The organism is Amphibacillus jilinensis Y1 (assembly GCF_000306965.1).
Classification (GTDB): domain Bacteria; phylum Bacillota; class Bacilli; order Bacillales; family Amphibacillaceae; genus Amphibacillus_C; species Amphibacillus_C jilinensis.
The window spans coordinates 760,928-785,884 of record NZ_JH976434.1; the positions used below are offsets into that span (position 1 = coordinate 760,928).

Annotated in this window: 22 protein-coding genes and 2 other annotated features; of the genes, 8 read left to right on the forward strand and 14 right to left on the reverse strand. The window is 38.4% G+C overall.

Annotated elements, in window-relative coordinates; genetic code table 11:
• Positions 1-249: 249 nt before the first annotated feature.
• Positions 250-1,584: an ISL3 family transposase gene (locus B494_RS0104125; RefSeq protein ID WP_017470787.1), complete on the forward strand. Its 1,335-nt coding sequence runs from the start codon at positions 250-252 to the stop codon at positions 1,582-1,584.
• Here the strand turns inward: B494_RS0104125 and B494_RS0104130 are convergent.
• Positions 1,514-3,805 carry a DNA topoisomerase III gene (locus B494_RS0104130; RefSeq protein WP_017471106.1) on the reverse strand — a complete coding sequence of 764 codons (2,292 nt, stop codon included), beginning with the start codon at positions 3,803-3,805 and terminating at the stop codon, positions 1,514-1,516. The two genes, B494_RS0104125 and B494_RS0104130, sit on opposite strands and share 71 nt — an antisense overlap.
• 79 nt (positions 3,806-3,884) lie before the next feature.
• Positions 3,885-4,286, reverse strand: coding sequence for a DUF4181 domain-containing protein (locus B494_RS0104135; protein WP_017471107.1), 402 nt, complete (start codon positions 4,284-4,286; stop codon positions 3,885-3,887).
• A 258-nt stretch (positions 4,287-4,544) separates the two neighbouring features.
• On the opposite strand from B494_RS0104135, the gene dat reads away from it, so the two are divergent.
• The 3 genes from dat (at position 4,545) to chbG (ending at position 8,099) form a co-directional block, all read left to right on the forward strand.
• Positions 4,545-5,384, forward strand: a complete 840-nt coding sequence (dat, locus tag B494_RS0104140; protein WP_017471108.1) for a D-amino-acid transaminase — start codon at positions 4,545-4,547, stop codon at positions 5,382-5,384.
• 21 nt (positions 5,385-5,405) lie between these two features.
• A complete protein-coding gene (locus B494_RS0104145; RefSeq protein ID WP_017471109.1) occupies positions 5,406-5,912 on the forward strand; it encodes a DNA topology modulation protein in 507 nt (168 codons plus the stop codon).
• Positions 5,913-7,406: 1,494 nt separating this feature from the next.
• Positions 7,407-8,099 carry a chitin disaccharide deacetylase gene (chbG, locus tag B494_RS0104155; RefSeq protein ID WP_017471111.1) on the forward strand — a complete coding sequence of 231 codons (693 nt, stop codon included), beginning with the start codon at positions 7,407-7,409 and terminating at the stop codon, positions 8,097-8,099.
• Between the two features lie 182 nt (positions 8,100-8,281).
• On the opposite strand, the gene B494_RS0104160 is transcribed toward chbG, so the two are convergent.
• Both B494_RS0104160 and B494_RS0104165 read right to left on the reverse strand, forming a co-directional pair.
• Positions 8,282-8,881 (reverse strand): nitroreductase family protein, encoded by a 600-nt coding sequence (locus B494_RS0104160; protein ID WP_017471112.1) that lies wholly within the window; start codon positions 8,879-8,881, stop codon positions 8,282-8,284.
• Positions 8,882-9,046: 165 nt separating this feature from the next.
• Positions 9,047-10,327, reverse strand: a complete 1,281-nt coding sequence (locus B494_RS0104165) for a helix-turn-helix domain-containing protein (RefSeq protein WP_017471113.1) — start codon at positions 10,325-10,327, stop codon at positions 9,047-9,049.
• A 285-nt stretch (positions 10,328-10,612) separates the two neighbouring features.
• On the opposite strand from B494_RS0104165, the gene B494_RS0104170 reads away from it, so the two are divergent.
• The gene (locus B494_RS0104170; RefSeq protein WP_017471114.1) at positions 10,613-12,232 is read left to right on the forward strand and encodes an ABC-F family ATP-binding cassette domain-containing protein; all 1,620 of its coding nucleotides are present in this window, start codon (positions 10,613-10,615) and stop codon (positions 12,230-12,232) included.
• 284 nt (positions 12,233-12,516) lie between these two features.
• Entirely contained in the window at positions 12,517-13,872 is a 1,356-nt protein-coding gene (locus B494_RS0104175) for an FAD-dependent oxidoreductase (RefSeq protein WP_017471115.1), read from the forward strand.
• 260 nt (positions 13,873-14,132) lie between these two features.
• Here the strand turns inward: B494_RS0104175 and trpA are convergent, their stop codons facing one another.
• The 8 genes from trpA to B494_RS0104215 form a co-directional block, all read right to left on the reverse strand.
• Positions 14,133-14,921: a tryptophan synthase subunit alpha gene (gene trpA / locus B494_RS0104180; RefSeq protein ID WP_017471116.1), complete on the reverse strand. Its 789-nt coding sequence runs from the start codon at positions 14,919-14,921 to the stop codon at positions 14,133-14,135.
• Positions 14,914-16,119, reverse strand: a complete 1,206-nt coding sequence (gene trpB, locus B494_RS0104185) for a tryptophan synthase subunit beta (protein ID WP_017471117.1) — start codon at positions 16,117-16,119, stop codon at positions 14,914-14,916. Before trpB ends, trpA begins: the two co-directional genes overlap by 8 nt.
• Positions 16,120-16,129: 10 nt before the next feature.
• A complete protein-coding gene (locus tag B494_RS0104190; protein WP_017471118.1) occupies positions 16,130-16,729 on the reverse strand; it encodes a phosphoribosylanthranilate isomerase in 600 nt (199 codons plus the stop codon).
• Positions 16,719-17,507 (reverse strand): indole-3-glycerol phosphate synthase TrpC, encoded by a 789-nt coding sequence (gene trpC, locus B494_RS0104195; RefSeq protein WP_017471119.1) that lies wholly within the window; start codon positions 17,505-17,507, stop codon positions 16,719-16,721. Before trpC ends, B494_RS0104190 begins: the two co-directional genes overlap by 11 nt.
• The gene (trpD, locus tag B494_RS0104200; protein ID WP_017471120.1) at positions 17,504-18,529 is read right to left on the reverse strand and encodes an anthranilate phosphoribosyltransferase; all 1,026 of its coding nucleotides are present in this window, start codon (positions 18,527-18,529) and stop codon (positions 17,504-17,506) included. Before trpD ends, trpC begins: the two co-directional genes overlap by 4 nt.
• On the reverse strand, positions 18,501-19,112 hold the full coding sequence (locus tag B494_RS0104205; RefSeq protein WP_017471121.1) for an anthranilate synthase component II: 612 nt from the start codon (positions 19,110-19,112) through the stop codon (positions 18,501-18,503). Before B494_RS0104205 ends, trpD begins: the two co-directional genes overlap by 29 nt.
• Positions 19,109-20,485 carry an anthranilate synthase component I gene (gene trpE, locus B494_RS0104210; protein ID WP_017471122.1) on the reverse strand — a complete coding sequence of 459 codons (1,377 nt, stop codon included), beginning with the start codon at positions 20,483-20,485 and terminating at the stop codon, positions 19,109-19,111. Before trpE ends, B494_RS0104205 begins: the two co-directional genes overlap by 4 nt.
• 135 nt (positions 20,486-20,620) lie before the next feature.
• Positions 20,621-20,848, reverse strand: a binding site (T-box leader).
• Between the two features lie 31 nt (positions 20,849-20,879).
• Positions 20,880-21,127, reverse strand: a binding site (T-box leader).
• 201 nt (positions 21,128-21,328) lie between these two features.
• Positions 21,329-21,877: a 3-dehydroquinate synthase II domain-containing protein gene (locus B494_RS0104215; RefSeq protein WP_017471123.1), complete on the reverse strand. Its 549-nt coding sequence runs from the start codon at positions 21,875-21,877 to the stop codon at positions 21,329-21,331.
• A 200-nt stretch (positions 21,878-22,077) separates the two neighbouring features.
• On the opposite strand from B494_RS0104215, the gene B494_RS21570 reads away from it, so the two are divergent.
• Positions 22,078-22,209, forward strand: a complete 132-nt coding sequence (locus tag B494_RS21570; protein ID WP_017471124.1) for a hypothetical protein — start codon at positions 22,078-22,080, stop codon at positions 22,207-22,209.
• Between the two features lie 170 nt (positions 22,210-22,379).
• Here the strand turns inward: B494_RS21570 and B494_RS0104225 are convergent, their stop codons facing one another.
• On the reverse strand, positions 22,380-23,162 hold the full coding sequence (locus tag B494_RS0104225) for a 3D domain-containing protein (RefSeq protein ID WP_017471125.1): 783 nt from the start codon (positions 23,160-23,162) through the stop codon (positions 22,380-22,382).
• Positions 23,163-23,425: 263 nt separating this feature from the next.
• On the opposite strand from B494_RS0104225, the gene B494_RS0104230 reads away from it, so the two are divergent.
• Positions 23,426-24,154, forward strand: coding sequence for a MurR/RpiR family transcriptional regulator (locus B494_RS0104230; protein ID WP_017471126.1), 729 nt, complete (start codon positions 23,426-23,428; stop codon positions 24,152-24,154).
• A gap of 233 nt (positions 24,155-24,387) precedes the next feature.
• Here B494_RS0104230 and B494_RS0104235 read toward each other — a convergent pair whose 3' ends face one another.
• Positions 24,388-24,945 (reverse strand): nitroreductase family protein, encoded by a 558-nt coding sequence (locus B494_RS0104235; protein WP_017471127.1) that lies wholly within the window; start codon positions 24,943-24,945, stop codon positions 24,388-24,390.
• Between the last annotated feature and the right edge of the window lie 12 nt (positions 24,946-24,957).

The following is a 24,957-nucleotide window of genomic DNA, read 5'->3' on the forward strand; positions in this document are numbered from 1 at the left end:
ACTTCTTTAACTTTTCTAAACCATTAAAACAGGGAATGAACCATTGGTCAAAAGTTCATTCCCTGTTCGCTTTATTCCTTTAATTTGGTTGTATAATATTTGACGTTGGTGAACAGAAATCTCCCTTTCATAATTATGTGAAAAGGAGATCGAAATTCACTAGCGTCTTTTCTATGTATATAGATAGAAAACAAGTGCGTTTCCCTGTAGAATTAAAGTCGACGAAAACCAATCCAGGAGGGAACGCACTTGTCATACTCTAATGATATTAGAATGTTACTCGATATTCAAGACCGAAATATAACTTTTGAGGAAGGATGCCTCTATGATGGGGAATTAAAGGGAAAACCGTGTCGCTATGTAGAAGGAAAGTTAACGTATACACCAGAAGCTTGCATAAGTTGTGGCGTTAAGAATGAAGATTACACGATCTATAAAAATGGCACACAATGCTCACGTATTACCCTTCCGATTGATGGGGTGAAGAAAACCTACCTGAATTTGAGAAAGCAACGCTTTAAGTGTAAGGCGTGCGAGGGTACGTTTACCGCAACTACCTCTCTTGTAGAAAAACATTGTTATCTTTCGAAATATACGAAGGCATGTGTTTTAATCAAGGCGACAGAAGCGCAGTCTTTACAGGATATCGCAAAAGATACGGCCGTGTCTGCGACAACGGTTCAACGGCTCATTACGGAAGAAGCGAAAGGGTATAGCTTTCATCATTGCTTATTACCTAAACATCTTTCGTTTGATGAATTTAAATACGCCAAAGGATTGATGGCCTTTGAATACATTAACGCGGAAACGGGCGATATTCTTGATATCCTTGAATACCGAGACGCTCGAAAGATTAAGGATCACTTCATCGCGAATTATAGCTTAGCTGACCGCAAAAATGTGGAAACCATCACCATTGATATGAATGCGGGATACGTGAATGTCATCAAAGCGATGTTTCCTCAAGCGGAGATCGTTATTGATCGTTTTCACCTCACGCAATTAATCAATCGTTCCATGAATAAGACGCGTATTCGTGTGATGAATAGCTTCCATACTTCTAACGGAGAAGATCTTAAGAAATACCGTCGCTTAAAGCGTTACTGGCGTCTGTTATTAAAGCGTCAATCGGATTTATCGAATACAGAATATAAGTATTTTCATTTATTTGGGCAACGGTTGGAAACCAATGTAGTAGAAGAACTACTTCGTTTCTCCTCTGAATTAAAAGAGAATTACGACTTGTATCAGCGTATCTTGTGTGCGTTTGAGCAAGCAGATCAGGAGGCACTGCGGACGCTCTTAAACCACCAGCATAAAGGCCCAGTCTCTAGCTATATGAAGACAAGTATGAAAACCTTACGCCAACACCTGCCTTACATTAAAAATAGCTTTACGTACCCGTTTAACAACGGACGCATCGAGGGGATCAACAATAAGATTAAAGTGCTTAATCGTGTGGCCTATGGTTATCGCAATTTCAGAAACTATAAATACCGCATCTTACTTCATTTCAAGTTAAGATCAGTTGAATCAAAATCAACAAAAATGGTGCCAAACCAAACAAACATTCAAGCAGTATAACCCTACTTAAATGTTTGTGAAATTCAACTATAAAATTGTCGACAAAAATTCTGACCAACGTCATTTGACAAAGAACCTTTAATTTCGCTAGCGCATCTGCAAGCGCAGAATTGGTAAATTGGTCATTATTTTTTTTCATATACTTGTTAACATCATTTTTCGAAGCTTTACTTGTCTTGTTTTGTTCTTTTCTTTTCTGAAAAGCAGATAATTTTTCGCGGTAGCCACATCGGCAGGAAAAGGTTTGCGCTTCACCGGTACCACGCATCTCCATTTTTTTATGGCATTGTGGACAACGCGCATTCGTTTGGCGTGCAATCTGTTTCTTTTCACCGCATTGACGATCCTGACAGACTAACATGCGACCTTTCTTTCCATTTACTTCAAGCATTAACTTACCACAATTCGGACATTTCGTACCAGTCACATTGTCATGTTTAAATGCTGTGTCACTATTTTTTATTTCACGAACAACCGAGCTAGCGTATTGTTTCATTTCTTTAATAAACGTAGCCTTTTGCAACTTCCCATTAGCAATTGCAGTCAACTTCTGCTCCCATTCCGCGGTTAAGACAGGCGAGCTTAAATCCGACGGAACCAGTTCAAGCAATTGTCGCCCTTTAGATGTCGTATAAATATACTTACCCCGGGCTTCAATATAATGAATATTGTACAATTTATCGATAATGTCAGCTCGGGTAGCTACCGTTCCGAGACCACCTGTTTCATTCAAAGTACGTGCTAACTTTTTATCATCCATTTCCATAAATTTAGCCGGATTCTCCATCGCTTGAAGTAACGTTCCTTCTGTAAATCGTTCAGGAGGCGTGGTTTCACCTTTTGTTCGTTTCACCGTAACGTCTAACTGTTGACCTTCTTTTAAAACCGGGAGTGATTCTTGATCACCCAGCTCTTGGTAAAGAGCTTTCCAACCAAGTGCTTTCACTTGTTTGCCACTTAGTTTAAACGTTTCTCCGTCAATATCAGCGCTAACCGTCGTTTGTTGATAGAGATAAGGCTTAGACAAAACAGCTAGGAATCGCTTAACGACAAGATCATAAATTTTTCGTTCTTTATCATCCAGATCAGCTAGGTTAACTGATTGTTCAGTTGGGATAATCGCATGGTGATCAGAAACCTTTTTATCATCAACAAATGACTTACTCGCTTGAATACCTTGGTTTAAAATAGTACGAGCCGCTCTGGCGTATTGATCAACCCCACATGCATCGACCCGATCCTTTAAGGTTGAGACAATATCAGAGGATAAAAAACGCGAATCGGTTCTTGGATACGTTAATATCTTATGTTGTTCATAAAGCTTTTGCATGATCGATAAAGTCTGTTTACCAGAGAAACCAAATGCTTTATTTGCTTCTTGCTGTAAAGCTGACAAATCATATAAAGGTGGGGCGTAACTTTTCTTTTCTGTTTGCTTGACCTCGGTCACCTTTGCTTTTTTTCCTTTAAGACGCTGAAGCAATTGATCAGCTTTATTTTCATTAAATAGTCGACTATTTTGATTAGCATCCTGCCAATTAAAACTTAAACCAGAATCGGTTTGTGCTTTAATGCCATAATAAGGCTGCGGTTTAAATTGGTTAATCTCCTTTTCGCGTTTTGCGATCATCGCCAACGTTGGTGTCTGCACTCGACCACTTGAAAGCTGTGCATTGTGCTTTGTTGTTAAGGCACGCGTTGCATTTAAACCAACATACCAGTCTGCTTCCGATCTTGCAGCAGCCGCCATATATAAAGGCGTATAAGCTTTTCCTGGTTTTAAATTTTTGAATCCATCACGAATCGCTTTATCGGTCACTGATGAAATCCAGAGACGTTTAATCGATTTATTGATACGAGCCTTTTCAATGATCCAACGCGCAACGAGTTCCCCTTCACGACCAGCATCCGTTGCGATCACGATCTCACTAACATCTTTGCGAATCAGTTGTGATTTGACAATTTGAAATTGCTTATTGGTTTGACGCATCACAACTAACTTGAGTCGTTCTGGTAACATTGGTAAGTCTTCCAGTTTCCATGTTTTGTACTTTTGATCATAAGCTTCTGGATCAGCTAATGTAACAAGATGCCCCAGTGCCCACGTAACAATATATTTCTGTCCTTCAAAAAAACCATTCTGTTTTTTCGTACAATTTAAAACGCGTGCAATGTCACGACCAACTGATGGTTTTTCTGCAAGAACAACCGTTTTACTCATTATAATTGTTTCATTCCTTCCTCTTTTACACTGTTTATAGCTTAACATAATTTAGTTGCGATTCGGAAAGAATTCATATTTAGGCTAAAATCAATAACGTTAAATAATTTAACAGTGCAAAAATATATCCGCCCGCTATATTTATACAAGTAATATAAGCTTGTTGCGGTTGGTCTGAACGATACCATTCAAACCATGCGCGAATGCATTCGACACTAGCTAATAAAATTGGATAAACAACTGCCATAAGGAGTACTGTCGTGTATTGTGGTCCTTCTAAATTTAAAATAAGCATAAACACTAAGGCGATAACTATAAAAATTCGAACCACTACATCAATGAAAGCATGTTTTTGATTGAGATAGTTAAAACCAAACCACTTTCGTTTATGTAAGCCGAAGCGTTGCCGAATCTTTTTAGAAATAAAGTATCCTACTAACATTAAAATGATTGAATAACTAATTACCAATCCAATTAACATACTAGTCTTCCCCCTGCTCATTTATATAACAATCACACTATTTTCCTGATTTTACTATATATTTCATCATATCATTACGATCTGTCGCTGTAAACCTGCTATAATAGATAGATATATTCAGTTAGAGCATAGATCAAATCTATTGAGATGGGTGATAACGAACGCTCATGTCCTGATTCACTCAACTTACTATCCGTGGGCAAAGATCGAAATCGCCCACTGATTGAAAATTCATTTTAAGAGAAGGGGTGTTTAAAGATGACTGTTGTGTTAACAAACCAAGGCTTTAACGAAGCCTCAGCTGTTGTGTATCCATACCAAGAACGTGCCCTGCAGTTTGGTGATGGAATCTATGAAGTGATTCGTGTGTATCAAGGGCAGGCTTACTTAATGGAGGCTCACCTTGATCGATTATACCGATCTGCCCAAGCAATCAAGCTAAGTATTCCATTTAAAAAAGAGGACTTACATAATCAGCTAATTGAACTGATTGAACGCAACAAGCTTACTAAAGATGGTTTAATATATTTACAGATCAGTCGTGGATCAGCCAAACGACTTCACCTGTTTCCAGACTGCCAGCCAAATTTCTATGCATACACTGACACACTCGTTCGCCCCATTTCAGAGTTAGAAGCTGGCGTGAGCGTGATTACACACGACGACATCCGTTGGCATTATTGCTATATTAAAAGCTTAAATCTACTTCCAAACGTTTTGGCGAAACAAACAGCTCATGAACACGGCGGTTTTGATGCCATTTTGCATCGAGACGATATCGTAACAGAATCAACGGCAGCCAATGTCTTTATTGTTAAAGGCGATGTCATCATTACCCACCCTGCAACTGAGCGGATTCTCCACGGCTGTGTTCGAAACCGATTGATTGATCTCGCTAGGGCAAACGATATTTCTGTCATCGAAGCTTACTATACTGTAGCGGATTTGTTAAATGCAGATGAAGTGTTTATGACCAGTAGTGGTATCGAAGTCCTTCCGGTTGTCAAAGTCGACGATCAAACAATAGCTAACGGTAAACGCGGTGACATCACCAAGCAACTTCAGCAATGGTATCAAGAAGACGCAAATCTAATATAACTGATCAGTGGAGGCGATTTTATGAACAAGATCATCATTATTGGCTCACCAGGGGCAGGAAAATCGACCTTAGCGCGAAAATTAAGTGAAAAACTAAACATCCCTATCCACCATCTAGATAATTTGTATTGGCAAGCGGGGTGGCAAGCGGTTGATGAGAGGACGTTTCAGCAATGTCAAGAAAAAATTCTATCTGCTGAACGTTGGATTGTTGATGGCAATTACAGCACCACACTTAATATGCGCTTAGCCGCATGTGATACGGTAATTTTTTTGGATTATCCAACTTGGCGTTGCTTAGCAGGCGTTACGAAAAGACGATTAAAGTATCGCAAGAAGACAAGACCAGATATGGCAGAGGGTTGTCCAGAAAAATTAGATTGGGCATTTTTCTTGTTCGTTTTAAGATTTAGACGTGACAAACTTCCAAAGACCGAAGCCGCGCTCAAAAAATGTGGGACCGATAAAAAGATTTATCGGTTAAAGTCACCTAAACAAATGAAGCAACTATTGACAAATGTGCTTTAATCAATCTTTAAGGGAGGGAACAAACATCCCCTCCTTCTGTTATTTCTATTGTATAAAACGAACCTTCAATCAGGGGGCGGAGGGCTACAGGACGTGGCGGTTTTAGTCTACGATCTTACCTGCCAATCCAAATTCATTTACAATCTCTTGATTATGCTCTTCTTTGTCATTCTGGAGTTGCTTTAGAAATTTTGCTGATTCAGAAGGACTTCCCTCTCCATCTATTTGTTCCCGTTCTCTTTTCTCGATAGCCTCAGCCCGGTTATATTCTTCGTAGAATTTTTAGAATTGCTTTCCGAGCGTATCATCACTATTTGTTTTTCTAAACGTCAGTGATTGAAGATATCTATGCTGAGATTCATCACTTATCGTGACAGTTGCTGCCTGAGTATTAAGCGTATACTTACCTGGAGTATCCAACTCCGCCTTAATAGAATGGCTGGTCGTTTGTTGAACGTTAGTGATTTTAACCATGTTAGTCATCCTTTCAAGATATAGAATCCATTATTAGAACTCATTGTTTCCACTGTTGGAGAGAGGTTTCGTTCGCTTTGTTTGCTTAATTGATTAGTTTCAAATTTGTCTTCAATATAGTCTTTATCTTCTATTTTTTTATTGTTATCTTTTTCAAGAGATTCGATTTTGTTTGTAGGCATTTCTTGGAGGTTAGGGATAGTCTCTGAAATCTGAGGGGCATTATCGAAAGTTCACTTCTGAGCAAAATTTTTGAAACATTAACCTAAGAATAGGTATTAATAGTATAATAAATAACACCAATACATTATATACAGTTACATTTAAATTAAAAGCATTTCGACAAATAGTCAAAATAATAAATAATAGTATGGGTATTAAATAAACCATCATTTTCTTCATAACAATCACTCCTATTTTTCATTAATTAAATAGCTTCTTCCATATTGTCGTCATCATCACTAAAAGTTAGCAATATATATGATAAATTTATAATTATTCTTATAAGATCAATCTACTATTTTTGATCTTGATTATAAATCTGCTCGAATCTAATTTATGTTTAGAATGTAAAACACTTCTTTAATGACAGTTAACCTTTTTTGTTGAACTAAATGCAACCGTTTTACTGATACCTCTATCCTCGCTTTTTTCATTTTATATTTAAGAGTCCCTGATAACTGTTAAACATATAAAAATTTGTAAATATATTATAAAATATTATTCACTTATGTAATTTTAATAACATTTTTTATGTAATTTAGATGTGCTTTTTTCTGTAATTATAAATTATTTTCTGTTTTTAACACTTTTTTATCAAACTAAAAGTATATTGGTGAAATCTCCGTCGTTATGCAATTGCTTAACATAAAGTGAACCTTCAATCAGGGGGTGTTTTACGGACGGTTATCTGTGATAATTATATCTTTTATCTAAGGCTATTCATCCTCCTCCCTTTATACCAATACATATGCTAAACTAGCTGTAACAACATTAATAGACGATTGGGGAATATCAGAAATGAAAGTCATATTTAACGCTGACGATTTTGGTTTAACAAACGGGGTGACTGACGGGATTATCAAAGCACATTTAAACGGGGTGATCAATAGTACCACCTTAATGATGAACGGGAAAGCGGTTGACTACGCCATTGCGATCGCTAAACAAACCCCTTCTTTGCCCATTGGTATTCACCTTGTCCTCACCTATGGGAAACCTTTGTGCACTGATGTCCCTGAGCTTGTTAATGCAAATGGTGACTTTAAATTCACTAAAGACATACAACAATTAAGTCCATGTGAAATAAAGCAAATTGAGCAAGAATGGCGCACACAAATCGAAGCGTTTCGCTCAGCTGGTTTAACGCTTAACCACATCGACAGTCATCATCATGTCCATGGATGGGTGGCATTGAAAGACTTAATTATTACACTCGCAAAGGAATACCATGTACCGTTAAGATATACTCAGACACTGAAAGATGAAAAAGACTTGCTTTATACAGATAAACTATGGGCGCGTTTCAGTAATAATAACGATAGCCTCGATGTGTTTCAACAGCTAAAAAAAGTAAAAACGGATTCAATTGAAGTGATTACACACCCTGGCATTGTCGATCAAGATTTGAGACAGATAAGTTCATATGTCGATCAACGTGAGCAAGAGCTGGAGATACTTTGTCAACTCAATGTACCCAATTGGGTGAATTAGCATTTCAGTTTTCTAGTAGTTGTAGCTAAACCCTTTTATCACAGATAACCGTCTGTGAACACCCACCTCAAAAGTAAATCTATTTTGGTAGATGATAGTAGACACTAATATCCTGATTGAACGTTCGTGTTATTCGATTTAATAGCAAAAGGATGTGCTTCAATCGCACATCCTTTGTCTGTTTATTTATATACTTTAATACGCTCTTCTAGTGGTTGGAACTGTTTTTCCCCAGGCTCAATCTCAGGTTTACCAAACGGCATTTGCGCACGAAGCAACCAACTATCTGGTAACTGCCAACGTTGTTTGACTTGATCATCAATTAACGGATTATAGTGTTGTAAAGAAGCACCTAATCCCTCATTTTCTAATGCTGTCCATACCACATGCTGTAGCATGCCTGACGCTTGATCTGACCAAATTGGGAAATTATCTTTGTACAATGCCATTTGTTCCTGTAAACCTTTCACTACATCTTGGTCTTCAAAGAACAGTACCGTACCATAGCCTGCTTTAAAGCTATCAATACGTGCATCCGTGTCTGAGAAATTTTCAGCAGGAACGATCTTACGCAATTCTTCTTTTGCTATATCCCACAGTGCTTTATGTTCATCATTAAATAACACCACAACTCGACCACTCGTTGCATTAAATGCATAAGGGGTGTGTTTAACTGCAAACTGAATAACTTCTTCAATCCGTTCCTCATCAACGACTTTCTCATCACTTATAACGTAAATTGAACGACGATGCTCTATTGCTTGGTAAAAATCTCTTGCCATAAGTATCTCCTCCTTATTACTCAGATTATCATGCATTTTCTTACTAAAACTTAACATGTCGCTATAAGAAAATAATCTAATGATAACTATACCCGCCTTAGAAGCAGCATAAACACCTTTCTTACATTTTATACTTTGATTAGTCAACGGCTTACGCTTTTATACTTAATTATTATCTCTTAGACGCAATTGATTCAACGCTTCGTTAGCCTCTCGATAATAGTTAGAAGACACTTTATATTTTCTTACTTGATAGTAATAATCACCTGTAATTTGTAAATAATACGCATAGTTTAAATACATTTTTTTGCTTTTGAAAAAAGGTAGCACTTCTTTCTCCATTAACACTTCAAAGCCTTGATCAAAACCATAAATCAAGTAATAATAAATACTAATTTCATAATTTAATGGTTGGGAAATCGTTAATTCATGATTGACCAATTTTCCGGCTTCCTTATGCCATTGCTTTGCTTTCTCCAGCTTGCCATCATTATAATACGTTTTAAAAAGTCCAGTAACTGCGATTAACTCTGATTCAGTAAAAGAATGCTTCGTTAATTCGTAACAGTGCATATAATAATGGATAGCTTGTTCTGTCAGCTGCATATCACCGTAAAGCTCACCCATTGCTTGGTTACATCTGACTAGCACCTCACGCTCATCTAATTCTATGGCAATTTTACGTGCTAATTCGAAATTGGTTAATGCTTCATTAACCTCATTCATTCTTTTATAAGCGACACCGAATATAATATGACATTCTGCACAACGCCTTAATTGATAGGTATTACGATAATAGTCCAAGGCGCGTTTTACATAGACTGTGCTATGATAAGTATAATAGAGTCGAGTCGCTACACATGAAATTTGGAAATAGAGATCATGCTTTTCTTGTTGATTATTAACGAGCGCTTCAGGCATCATCTTCTCGGCACGTAAATAGGATTGGAAGGCGTCTTCATAAGCTAAGTTTGAATAATTGTAATAACCTGAAAATTTCAACCAATAGTATTGTTCTATTTCATTGAAATGACTCATATCTTGTTCCAGAAAAATATATTTTCGCTTTGCGTATTTAAGCTGATTCGTTAAAATAAAATAAAATAATGTATGTAGTTCGACTAGCCAATATAGATCAGCATCAATTACCTTCTCTATTTCTTCTTCAATCTGTTGATAGGTTTCATGGGCCATGATCATGTTCCCGTCTAATAACTGATTAAACCATTGATAAACAAGGTTATTTATATTGTGATCAAGTACCCGTTCGGGTTGAATTTCTAAGCGTTGACATATCTTTTCAATTGCCTCTGGATTCGGATCAGCACTATTACGCTCTATTTTTGATAAATAAGATACCGAAACAATACCTCTAGCGAGCTCCTCTTGAGTCATATTGGCTTTTGTGCGAAAATACTTAATCTTGTAACCAATACCTTCTGACATCATATCACCTCTTATCCCCTATCTTACACAATTAAATAAGGTAAGTCATTATTAATACATCTATTTCTATCTCCTCTCTATATCGTTCTACTTTTAAAAAACTTAAATGCTTGAAATGTGTATTTCTATATAATTGATCTTGAACAAGGAAAGCATTTATGAACAGTTATTATGGAAGGGAAATGAAATGATAGATAATTTTTTTAAAACATCAATTGACTTCATTACATTTTTAGCTTAAGCTAGGCTTTAATTATGTCTATTTTGATGGAGGAACAATTAAGTATGTTACAAGTAACAAATGTAAGTTTACGTTTCGGCGATAAAAAGCTGTTTGAAGATGTTAATATTAAATTCACACCAGGGAATTGTTATGGATTAATCGGGGCAAACGGAGCGGGTAAATCAACATTTCTCAAGGTATTATCCGGAGAAGTTGAACCTCAATCTGGCCATGTTTCTTTAGGCAAGGATGAGCGATTAGCGGTTTTAAAACAAGATCATTTTGCTTATGAGGACTATCAGGTACTTGAGACTGTCATTCTTGGTCACGAGCGTCTCTATCAAGTGATGAAAGAAAAGGACGCCATCTATGCTAAAACTGATTTTAGTGAAGAAGATGGCATGAAAGCAGCCGAACTAGAGGGTGAATTCGCAGAATTAAACGGGTGGGAAGCAGAATCAGATGCTGCCATTCTTTTAAAAGGATTAGGTGTGGCAGAAGATGCACATGATAAAAAAATGGCTGAGCTTAGCGGTTCAGATAAGGTCAAGGTATTGCTTGCACAAGCTTTATTCGGATCACCAGATATTTTATTACTTGATGAGCCAACGAACCACCTAGATATCCAGGCCATTCAATGGCTAGAGGAATTTTTAATAAACTTTGATAACACGGTTATCGTTGTTTCACATGATCGTCATTTCTTAAATAAGGTTTGTACACATATTGCTGATGTTGATTATGGAAAAATTGAACTTTACGTTGGTAATTATGATTTTTGGTATGAGTCAAGTCAACTTGCATTAAAAATGGCTCAGGATCAAAATAAGAAAAAAGAAGAAAAAGTTAAAGAATTACAAAACTTTATTGCCCGCTTTAGTGCTAATGCATCTAAATCACGACAAGCAACTTCACGCAAGAAAATGCTCGATAATATCACTATTGAAGATATTAAGCCGTCTTCACGTCGTTATCCCTATGTCGCATTTAAGCCTGAGCGAGAAATAGGTAATGACTTATTGCGTGTTGAAGGGATAAGTAAAACGATTGATGGCGTTAAAGTACTTGATAACGTTAGTTTTACCTTAAATCGCGACAATAAGGTTGCTTTTGTTGGACGAGATGAATTAGCGAAGACGACATTATTTGATATAGTAATGGGAGAGATGGAACCTGATGAAGGTAGCTATTCATGGGGCGTCACCACATCTCAGGCTTACTTTCCAAAGGACAATAGTAAGTTTTTCGAGAATAATGAACTAACATTGGTCGAATGGCTTCGCCAATACTCTCCTGAAGACCAAACAGAAACATTCTTGCGTGGTTTCCTAGGTCGCATGTTGTTTTCTGGAGAAGAAGCTTTAAAGAAAGCAAAAGTTTTGTCAGGTGGCGAGAAGGTCCGTTGTATGCTTTCAAAAATGATGTTGTCAAGTGCCAATGTGCTAATCTTGGATGAGCCAACAAACCACTTAGATCTTGAATCGATTACATCCGTCAATAATGGTTTAATCCAATTTAATGGGGCTATTCTGTTTACTTCGCATGACCATCAATTTATTAATAGTATAGCGAATCGCTTAATTGAAATCACACCAAAAGGTTTGATTGATAAAGAAATAAGTTATGATGAGTATGTAAGCGATAGAGCATTGCAAGCTGAAATTGAAAGTTGTTATCAATAGACATGGGGACCTTTCCCCTTGTCTATTTTTTTGAAAAAATACTTCTTTAAAACAAGTTATTTACTTGAAAATCCCCTTTCAATCATGTGACAACTTTGTGAATTTTATATAAAAAATGCGTTTAAATATTGATATGACAATACTATCCAAAAAAGTTTGTGAAATATTATACAATTCCCTTGATACTTAGCAGACATAATAGTATAATAAGTTTTACAACATATTTGAATGTATGTTTATTTAAAGTTGTGAAATAATGAACCTAAAAACGGAGGATGACAAACATGAAAGTAGCTGTAATTGGATGTACACACGCAGGAACAGCAGCCATTAAAAACACACTTGCATTATACCCTGACGCTGAAATTGAAGTATTTGAACGTAATGATACGGTCTCATTCTTGTCTTGCGGTATTGCGCTCTATGTAGGTGGTGTTGTTGAAAAGGCAGAGTCACTTTTTTACGCATCAGTTGAAGGTTTTGAAGAACAAGGCATTAAAATGCATATGCAACATGAAGTGCTAAATGTTGACATTGACAAAAAACAATTAGCAGCAAAAGATTTGAGTACAGGGGAATCAACTAACTATGACTATGATAAGTTGATTATTACCACTGGCTCTTGGCCAATTACACCGCCAATTCCTGGATCTGACTTAGAGAACGTTGTACTATGTAAAAACTATGATCACGCGAAAGATATTATTCGTCGATCAGAGCATGTTGATAACGTCACTGTTGTTGGTGGTGGTTATATCGGTGTTGAACTCGTTGAAGCCTTCGAAGAAAATGGTAAAAATGTAACGCTAATCGATGCTGAATCACGTATCCTTAACCGCTATCTAGATAAAACCTTTACTGATCCTGTTGAAGCTTCATTCCGTGAAAAAGGGGTTAGCTTACTTTTAAATGAAATGGTTTCAGGCTTTGAAGGTAATGGTAAAGTTGAAAAAGTAATAACCAATAAGAGTGAAGTAAAGGCAGACCTGGTTGTGATGTGTATTGGCTTCCGTCCAAACACAGACTTAATCAAAGGGCAAGTCGATATGCTTCCAAATGGAGCAATCGTTGTTGATGAGTATATGCGTACAAGTGTAAAAGACGTATATGCAGCAGGTGATTGCTGTGCTGTACCTTACACACCAACAAAACAGCCTGCATATATTCCATTAGCAACCAATGCGGTACGAATGGGAACACTCGTTGCGCAAAATTTAGTTGAGGCTAAGCTTCCACATCCAGGTACACAAGGTACTTCTGGTTTGAAAATTTATGATCATTATATTGGGTCAACTGGTTTGACAGAAACAGCAGCTGAAGTCAATAAAATCAAGGTACGTTCTGCTTACTTAGAAGAGACATATCGCCCTGACTTTATGCCAGAAAACAATGTCATTAAACTGAAGTTAGTCTATGAAGTAGACAGTCATCGTGTCGTTGGTGCCCAAGTGATTTCTGATACTGATCTTACACAAGTTGTCAATACAGTTAGTGTAGCGATCTCTAATGATATGACGATTGAGCAACTGGCATTAACAGACTTCTTCTTCCAGCCACACTTTAATAAGCCAGTAAACTACTTAAACGAAGTCGCTCTAAAAGCGATGCAACAAGAAGTTAAAGAAACAGTAATACAATAATTGATATTTCGCCACGCTTGATTTTTTATTAAGCGTGGCGATTTCTTTCGTGTGAAACTTTATCTTTTCGTGCGAGCGCTCGATACTTTCATGCGAAAATCTCTTCTTTCGTGCGAGCGCTCGATTCTTTCATGCGAATTTCTCTCTTTTCGTGCGATCGCTTGATACTTTCATGCGTAACTTTCTCTTTTCGTGCGATCGCTCGATACTTTCATGCGAAACTCGCGCAGGTGAATCAATCCTCCAAAAAACAGATCCGCCTAGTTTGCGGATCTGTTTTTTGTTGCTTGAATAAGTGGTTTAATTTCTGTCCGATTGTTTTCATGTAAGCTGGCGACAATTTTACTACCTACTACCACACCATCGCAATGTTCGCTTAGTGCTCGAACTTGTTCGGGTGTGGAAACGCCGAACCCAGCTAATACAGGGGTGTCAGTCATCGTCTTTAATTGTTCCAAATACACCGTGACATTATCAGCAAAAGTCGCTCGTTCACCTGTTGTACCCGTTACAGTGACTGCATAGAGAAACCCTTCTGTTTGAGTAGCAATTTTTTCTAATCGTTGTTTAGAACTTGTTAAAGCAGCTAGACGGATTAATGCTATTTGGTAATCTGCTAAAGATGGGGTAAGTAAACCTTCTTCTTCTAACGGAAGATCAGGAACAATGACACCATCTACACCTGCTTGTTCACAGGCTAGAGCAAACGCTTCAACCCCATAGTTATAAATCGGATTAAGATATGTCATTAATACAATCGGAATTGAGCGCCCTTGTTTCGTTTCTGCCAGTTTGTTTAACACAGACCGCAAGCTAACACCTTCAGCTAATGCTCGCAATCCAGCTGCTTGTATCGTTGGTCCATCTGCAACAGGATCAGAAAAAGGGATGCCTAATTCAATTGCTGTTGCCCCTTGCTCTTGCAAAAATTGTATCTGTTCAGGTAATGCATCAATTCCACCGTCACCGGCCATAATGTAGGGTACAAAGATTTTATCACCTTTGGAAAGTGTCTGTTCAAAGGCTTGTTCCAACTTCGCTTTAGGCATTACCCTCACCTCCTAACGCATCTTTGACTGCTTCAACATCTTTGTCACCGCGTCCAGACAGACAAACCACAATCGATTGGTCGGCACGCATCGTTGGTGCGAGTTTTTTTAAATAAGCAATGGCATGGGCGCTTTCTAACGCTGGGATAATCCCTTCTGCTCGTGATAAAAACTTAAGTCCTTCTAGAGCTTCATTATCTGTTATCGAATGGTAGCTGACACGCTCAATCTCTTTAAAATGACTGTGTTCCGGTCCAACCCCCGGATAATCGAGCCCTGCTGAAATAGAATGTGCTTCTTCTACTTGTCCCTCTTGATCTTGAAGTAAATACGTCATCGTGCCGTGTAAAACACCGACCTTACCTTCTGTTAAGGTGGCAGCATGCTTTCCTGTATCGATGCCTGATCCCCCTGCTTCAACGCCATACAGCTTAACAGTGCTGTCATTCACAAATGGATAAAACATTCCCATTGCATTGCTACCACCGCCGATACAGGCAACAACAGCATCAGGCAGACCCGCTTCAACCTCGGCAAACTGTTGCTTTGTTTCTGTACCAATGACACTTTGAAAATCACGGACCATTTTTGGAAACGGATGTGGGCCCACCACGGAACCTATAATATAGTGGGTATCTTCAACATGGGCAACCCAATAACGTAGTGCTTCATTAACTGCATCTTTTAACGTTCCACTTCCTTGGCTCACACTAACCACTTCAGCACCAAGTAATTCCATTCGGAAGACGTTTAGCTTTTGTCTACGAATATCTTCTTCTCCCATAAAAACGATACACTCAAGTCCCAACAATGCACATACAGTTGCTGTCGCTACACCATGTTGACCAGCACCTGTTTCAGCAACTACTTTCTGTTTGCCCATCCTTACGGTTAATAATGCTTGACCCAGAGCGTTATTTATTTTATGTGCACCGGTATGATTGAGGTCTTCTCGTTTTAAATAAATCTTCGCCCCTCCGAGCGCTTTTGTTAAACGTTCCGCAAAGTACAATGGCGTCTCACGCCCAACATACTGTTTCAAATAATAATTAAATTCCTTTTGAAATTCTGCATCTTCACAGGCCTGCTTGTATGCTTGTTCTAGCTCAATTACTGCAGGCATTAATGTTTCTGGAACGAAGCGCCCGCCAAAAGAACCAAAATGTCCGGTTTCGCTTGGTTGTTGATAAGCTGACATATGCTTTCACCTAGCCTTCCTTTGCATTTTTTATAAATTGAATAATTTTTTCATCATCTTTTACACCGTTGACTTCCACACCACTTGAAACATCAACACCAGCTGGCTGTATGTGGTGAATCGCTTGTTGAACATTGGTTAGGGTTAATCCACCAGCCAAAATCAACTTTTCTCGCTTTAGTTTGAACGAATCAATTAAGTTCCAATCAAATACGTGGCCACTTCCTGCCACAGCACCATCAAGTAAAACATAATCAACATCATTAATATAATGACAAATGCTATCAACATCACTGAATGTTTGGATGGAAATCGACTTAATAACGGGATAGCGACTCGCTCGACAAGCGGATAGTGACTCATTGCCGTGTAACTGCACATAATCGAGACCCACTTGATCAGCGATCTGATTAACTTCTTCAATTGGCTTATTAACAAAAACACCAACTGACTTTACAGACGATGGCAAACCCTCACAAATGGCTTGTGCCGCTTCAATCTTTAGTTGTCGCTTGCTTTTTGCAAAAACAAATCCAATCAAGTCTGCCCCAGCATCAGCTACAACTCTTGCCGTTGCTTGAGACTGAACACCACAAATTTTAACCAACATGGTCTTCACCCACACTAATAAAATCATTAAACGTTTGCTTCACGTCTTCCGACTTCATCATCGTTTCACCAACTAAAATGGCGTTTGCTCCGGCAGCTTTCACTCGAGCAACGTCATCCGATGTTTTCATGCCGCTTTCACTAATTAGCACTTGTTTAGCTGGATCAATTGATGCTGCTAACTGTTCGGTAATTGCTAAATCAACTTCAAAAGTCTTAAGATTCCTATTATTCACACCAATTAAGGTTGATCCTAAACGTTGAGCCACATGCATTTCAGCTTGATTATGAACTTCGACAAGGACCTCTAACCCCAAATCAGTCGCATATTGAAACAGGAATGTCAGTTTTTCCTCAGATAAAGCCGCTACAATTAACAAGATAACATCCGCGCCACTGACATAAGCGCGATCGATTTGAACAGGGTCAATAATAAAGTCTTTATTCAAGATTGGTAAATCCACAACTTGACGTACCGCGAGTAAGTCATTCATTGTCCCTTGGAAAAATGGTTGATCGGTTAACACTGAAATCATTGAAGCACCAGCTGCTTGATAAGCTTTTGCCTGTGCAGCAGGATCTAAATTTGGATTAATTAATCCTTTCGATGGTGAAGCACGTTTAAATTCAGCAATGATATTTAATCCATCACTTTTTTGACACCGTTGATAAAACGAACGGATTGGCTGGGTACGTTTGAGCTCAGTATCCTTATGGGTTGCTTTTAACCTTTCAACTTCTGCCATTTTCTCCAGTAAGATATCTGCTAAAATGGTCATTCCCTCACCCCTCGTTGATTCTCACTGTAATTAATTAAGAAATCAAGCTTGGCTAACGCTGCTTTTGAATCAATACTTTCTTGAGCCAATTGAACCCCTTGCTGAACTGTATCTGCCTTTCCATTTGCAAAAATCCCAAGCCCAGCATTTAGTAATACCGTATCACGATGCGGGCCCTGTTCACCTTCTAATACAGCACGTAATATCGCAGCATTTTCCTGTGCTGTTCCACCACGAATCTGTTCATTATTTACAGTTGGCAAGCCGACTTCCTCGGGTGTAATGGTAAATTGCATCATTTCACCTCGATCAAGTAAGACACAATGGTTCTCACCCGCAAGCGACGCTTCATCCATGTAACCTGCTCCATTTATAACGAGCGCTCGCTTACGACCTAGTTGATGAAGGACATTAGCGACTTGTTCTAATAAATCACGACGATAAACGCCTAATAACTGTGTCGTTAATTCAACAGGGTTCGTCAATGGACCAATTAAATTAAAAATCGTAGGTATCGCCAATCCGCGTCTAACTTGCATCACTTGCCTCATCTCTGGATGGACATGCTGAGCAAATAGAAAGGCAATGCCATTATCTTTTAACAGTTCTGTCATTTGCTCAGGCGTTGAGCTCAATTCAACACCTAATGCTTCTAAAACATCTGCACTACCTGTTTGACTCGAGATACTACGATTCCCATGTTTAGCTACTTTAATACCAGCGCCTGCTAAAACAAATGCACTCGTTGTACTAATATTAAAGCTTTGCGAACCGTCACCACCTGTTCCACAGTTATCCATTGCACCAGCTATCTCTGTTGGTAAAGGTAAAGACTTCTCACGTATCACATTAACTAACCCCGTTATTTCACTTACCGATTCCCCTTTGAGCTTTAGCGCGACTAAAAACCCCCCAATTGCAGCCTCTGGTGTGTCCGGATCAAAGATGAGACGGCTCGCCTGCTCCATCTCTGCAATCGACAAATCCTGTTTATCAGTGACTTTCTTTAAGAAGCTTCTCACCTTTATCGCCCTCCCTAATTGTGGTTAAGAAATTCGCTAATAACTTCTTTCCATCTGTTGTCCCAATCGACTCAGGATGAAATTGCATACCGTAAATCGGAAAATCGTTATGTTTCACAGCCATTATTTCGTCGTCTTCCAACGATATCGCTGTAACTGTCAAACAAGACGGCATGGTCTGTTTTAAGATCACTAAGGAGTGATAACGCATCACCTCAATGGTATCATTTAAATTTCGAAAAATATTATCACGATAATGCTTAATTTCCGACGTTTTTCCATGCTTCACGAATTTGGCGTGGCTCACCGTTGCTCCATAGGCTTCACCAATCGCTTGATGACCCAAGCAAATCCCTAAAATAGGAACCTTTTGTTCAAAGGCTTTAACTACATCAATGCATATCCCTGCTTCTTTTGGTGCACCTGGACCCGGAGACAAAACAATCGCTTCAGGTGATAATGACTCAATTTCCGCTAAAGTGATTTGGTCATTGCGTACGACTTTGACCTGTTCTCCCAGTTCACTAATGTATTGATACAAGTTATAGGTGAATGAATCATAATTATCAATTAATAAAATCATCGGTTCGCTACCTCCAATAACGATTTTGCTTTATTTAATGTTTCCTGATACTCACTAGCTGGATCTGAATCATATACAATACCTGCTCCCGCTTGAACATAGGCGGTTTGACCTTTTACAACCATTGTTCGAATTGCCAAAGCTAAATCTAAATCGCCATTTAGGTTAATATAACCAACTGATCCAGCGTAGACACCTCTTTTTTTGGACTCAAGCGCATTAATAATTTGCATTGCACGTATCTTAGGTGCACCAGAGACGGTTCCTGCCGGTAATGTTGCTATTAATGCATCCAACCCAGTCATATTTTTTTCCAACTTCCCTGTTACCTCTGAAACAATGTGCATGACATGTTGATAACGTTCAATCTCCATATATTTAGCAACTTCTATCGTGTGTACTTGGCAAACCTTTCCCAAGTCATTTCGGCTCAGATCAACAAGCATCTTATGCTCTGCACGTTCTTTTTGGTCAGCCAGTAACTGTTCAGCTAGTGCAAGATCTTCTGATTCCGTTCTGCCTCTAGGACGCGTCCCTGCAATTGGATTAGTGACCACCTCATCGCCTTTAATTTTAATGAGACTTTCCGGAGACGCACCTAAAACGATATAATTTTCGAAATCGATATAGAACATATATGGTGATGGATTGGCTAGTCGCAACCTACGATAGAACGTAAACGGATCAACAGTGAATGAAGCCTTCATTCGTTGTGATAAAACAACTTGAAAAACGTCGCCGTCAATAATATGTCGTTTGGCCGTTTCTACCATTTCTATGAAGGTACGCTCATCAATTGAAGGAGTAAATGTTAAGGCGAATTTTTCATTTCCTTGTTTCACTTGGTTCGTCAAAAGTTGTTCTGTCAATTGATCCAATTTAGCATTCAAATCTTGTTTCGTTCTTGTTTGCGTCATATCAACAGCAACGACAGTGACTGATTGTTGTTTATGATCAAAAATGACGACTTCTTGGTAGAACATCAGATGGAGATCCGGCATCTCAATTTCATCATCAAGGCGTTCACCTATATCTTCGTATTGACGGATACTATCGTAGCCGATATAGCCAATCGCTCCACCATAAAAAGCGAATGGTAAATTTAAATCAACATGAGGCACGTGTTTTTTCACGATCTCCAGTGGATCGCCTTGTTCAGTGTGTGCACCCTGATCAGTGTTAATTTCGACTCGTTGCTGCGAGGCGATAATCTCTTTAAACGGATTGACACCGATAAATGAATAGCGTCCTTTTTCACCATGACCACTTGAACTTTCCAGAATGAATTTCCGCTTACCTTGAAGTCGATTAAACACAGCAATTGGTGTTAACGTGTCACCGTTAAGTTCTTTTATTTGATATTGAAAGCCCATCATCAATCACCCCTTTTATTAGGATAAGTTACTTATCTTTCATCTCATCACTTATTATTTAATAAAAAACATAACTTTAAAAAGAAAACCATTAAACAAATAGACAAAAAACCCCTAAAACAGACTTAGACTATTTTAGGGGACGATTTATTGAGTTCAAACCGCGGTACCACCACCAGTTTAGAAACATGTGTTTCTACGCTTTATATCTTGTAACGGAGATCAACCGTTTCTTCCTACTCGTTTCCTTTCAGAAAAACTCTCGCAAGGCCATTCGGCTTAACAAGCATGCTGGATTCACAGCCCCACCAGCTCTCTGTCATGACTTGTTTAAGCGTACTATTCTTGCATCATTGATTTGTTTTGTATATATACAAAAAGGGTTCCCTGATCCAGTAAGGACGAGGGAACCCGTGGTGCCACCTTGATTAGCAATTATTGCTCACTTGACGATCAATCATTCGATGAATCGTTGTTTCTTGATAACGGCGAAACAAATGCCGTCAAAGCCTACTAAGCTAATTGCCGTTCAGTTTGAATGCTCAGAAGTCCATTCACTTAACACTTCACACTAGTTCGCACCAACCACTAGCTCTCTTTTCGTAAAGCCATTAAGCTACTCCTCTTCGTCAACACAAAACGTTATGAGTTGGTTACTATCATATTATGTTCAAGTAAAGAAGTCAACCAAAAAGAATAAGAATTTTTAGAAAATAATAATATTCTGCGGTAAAGACTTCTTTTAAAAGAAAACGAACCTCCGATCAGTTGGGATTCGTTGTTCTCGCAGTTATTGTCGACCGAGTAAATCAAGACATTAGTGGACAGGGTTCTGCAATAAACTCAAAGCTCAGTAATCTCTTCTTCAATCTTCTCACCTAAATGACGTCCTGCTTGATCCGGATAGCAAAGCAACTCATCACCGACAACTAAATCAATAGCTGGTTTAGCGGTTTGATCACCTGCTAGCAGATGCACACTATCTGCTTCTTGAACCGTCACCGATATTTGCTTATCTGTATCCTTTACTTGACAAACAATTCGAATAAATGGGCGACGCTCTAGCTTCACCCGTCCAACAGAAAGCAGTCGGGTCTTCGTGCGATTCCATAACGGCACTTGCATACCTGGTTTGATTTCCGCTAAATATTGTGTTTTATCTTCACCCACTGAAATATAATGGTGATAGGCGCCAGCATTTACTCGAAATGGACGAGGAGGATAAGTGTCTGTCGAGCGATTTTCAGATAACGCTACTAAATAACCATTACCTGTGTTGCCAATTAATACCCCTTCTAACGGATCAAGTTCATCGATTAGGTCTAAACATACACGCGTCCCTTCGCCAATTGAGGTTATTTCAATAACTCTAGCTAATTCAAACGGTTCCATCATCTGCTTCCTTTCTATCCATTCATCACCAACAAAATACATGTTAACGGGCTTAATAATTGTTGCCCTTTGGGTTTGATTATTTGCATTGATTTGTGGATTTTTTAAAATTTTGTGAAACGATTAATTAAGACTTTTCTATTTAGTTATTATCATATACAATGTAAATGGACTTTACAAATATATAGGAGGCAAGACCGATGCGTAAAGGTTTGATTATTTTGTTTCTGCTGTTAGTGGTCACTTTTGGCATCATTGGATTACGGCAAGATAGCCCGAATCACGATGTGAAGATTGAAGATGAAGCCGTCTCAACTATTGTAGACTTCTAGTTTTTTAGTGAAGGATTCGTCTTTGTAAATAAATTTAAGTATAATAAAAACCTTATTTCACATAGATAACTTATTATTCAAAATGCAAAAGGGCACCTATAGATGAAGCACTTTACTCAAGTGTCTTCGCTATAGGTGCCAGTTTAGTTTAACCAACTTGTTATTTCATTCTACTCTAAAATAGTGACATCTACTTCACGCACACCCCAAGATAGGGCTTCTTCACGTGTAGGCACGTGAATATCAATTTTGTTACCTTGAATCGCACCACCCGTATCGCCGGCTACTGCTTCACCATATCCTTCTACATGGACACGTGTGCCTAGCGGAATAACAGATGGATCAACAGCAATCACTTTCTTATTGCGATCTTCATTTAAATTTAAACCTGTTGCAGTAATGCCTGTACAACCGTCGCATTCCGCTGTATAAGCAGTTGCTGTCATACTTATTGTCTTCTGATCAGACGATTGTTCATCCTCTGATTGATTATCATCCGACTCAGAAGCTGCAACTTCTTCGGCCTCTTCTGTCTCTTCTGGTGCTGACGCTGGTTGTGCCGGTGTTTCTTCAACCCCTTGATCAACTGCTTCAGCATTTGGATAGATAACGAGCTCTTGACCAACAATAATGAGATCCGAGTTTAAATCGTTCCAATTCATTAGATCAAGAACGGTTACCTCATACTCTCCTGCTAGGTCATATAATGTATCTCCTCGTTCTACTTGATGATATATTTCTTCTTCCTCAATTTGAAGAACTTGTCCTGGGTGAATGATATCTGAATCAAGTTCATTTAATGTGCGTAACGTATCAATTGAGGTGTCATGAACGCTAGCGATTTCCCATAAACTATCACCTGATTCTACCTCATATTCTTGCGCATGAAGTGATGCCGAAATAGCAGTTGATACTACTGTCACTGTTAATAGTGACAAAACCATCTTCTTCATTTCATTGCCTCCTTTTCGTTAAGCAACTTCCATCATAGTACAAAGTATTGCTTAGTAGGTTACAGACTAGTTAAAGATTAATAAAAAATAACGCTGTAACTGTTACATTTGTCATTCTGGGGCAATGTTTAAGGATTTTATACATCTTTTTGTTATTTTTTTTACCGTTTTTTCTTAATTCTTTACTAGAAGTTGCGAGATTTAAATAGGAAAGACTATAATAATAGTAAGAGATAACGAGCAAAGCGGAAGGACGGATGACGTTGTTTACTAGCAAACAAATCGCTACTTTTTCTGATTTAGAACATAGTTTATATAGTTACATTATTAAAAATATAGATAAAGTGATTTACATGCGGATCCGAGATCTAGCAAATGTCACACATGTATCGACAACAACGATTCTCCGTTTTTGCAAAAAAATAGATTGTGATGGCTTTTCTGAATTTAAAGTCAAACTGAAGATGTATCAAGAAGGCCAAGAGGAGAGAAACGAAATATTAACTGGCGAGAAGAGTTTAACTGAATTTTTAGAACGCACATTAACACAAGATTTCCAAAGTAAAATTAGTGACATCGCTAAAGTGATTGCCAAAGCACAACGTGTCGTCTTTATTGGTATCGGCAGTTCGGGGATCTTAGCAGAATACGGTTCACGCTATTTCTCCGGTCTAAAGAAGTTTGCATTCTATATTAAAGATCCGTTCCTCCCGATTCATGAACAGTATATAGAAGATAGTGTCACCATTGTCCTTTCCGTATCCGGTGAGACCAGCACGACACTCGCACAAGTTAATCAATTTAAGCAAGAAGGCAGTGTGATTGTTAGTATTACCAACAATGCGGATAGTGCTCTTGCTAAGTTATCCGACCATAATCTAGCGTATTATGTCAGTACCGAATTTATTGGCAACACTAATTTAACAACACAAATTCCCGTTGTTTATTTACTAGAGAGACTTGCAAAGGCAACTTATCAAGAGATGAAATAGGTGTTTTAATTTTCGCCACTTTAAATCAATGATCATAAAACGAACCTTCAACCAGTGGTTTTTTCGTTCTTCCCCATTAAGTATTAGTTAAGTAAATCAGAATATTAGCATCCGTTATCACCCACCTCAAAAGATGTGTTCTACCTCTATTTTGAGGGGGGGTTTACCAACGGTTATCTGTGATAAGCAAAAATCACTATCGTCAACTAACGATGGTGATTTTTATAATCTATTTAATTTAATTCTGTTATTCGATCTGTTAAGTCAGCCCTTGGTCTTGCTTTAGGCACTTTTTCGGGATACCCTAATTGGAGCATACCGACAAACTTTTCTCCTTGTTTCACACCAACCAGCTCACGAAAGCGAACGTCATCTGTTAATGGTCCGGTTTTCCAGATCATCCCGATACCTTTTTCCCAACAAAGTAGGCTGAGATTATGAATAATTAAGCTCGTTGAAGCATAGTCCTCTTGCCTAGTCTTGAGTAGATGGCTTTCTTCCATGATCACCATTAAAAATACAGGTACGTGTTCAAAAGTTTGGTAGGCCTTTTGATAAGCAGCTGCTTTCTCTTCCCCAACTTTTCCCTTGCTCATAAATGAACCGGCGAGTTCAGCAAGTTGTTGCTTCGTTTCTCCAGTAATAAAGACAAAACGCCACGGCTGCGTCATTTTGTGATTGGGTACCCAAATCGCCGTATTAAGCAGTTGTTTTACTTCTTCCACATCCACAGGTCTTTCGCCAAAACGCGCTATCGATCTTCTTTCTTTAATTAGTTGTTCGATCAGCAATTATCTCACCCC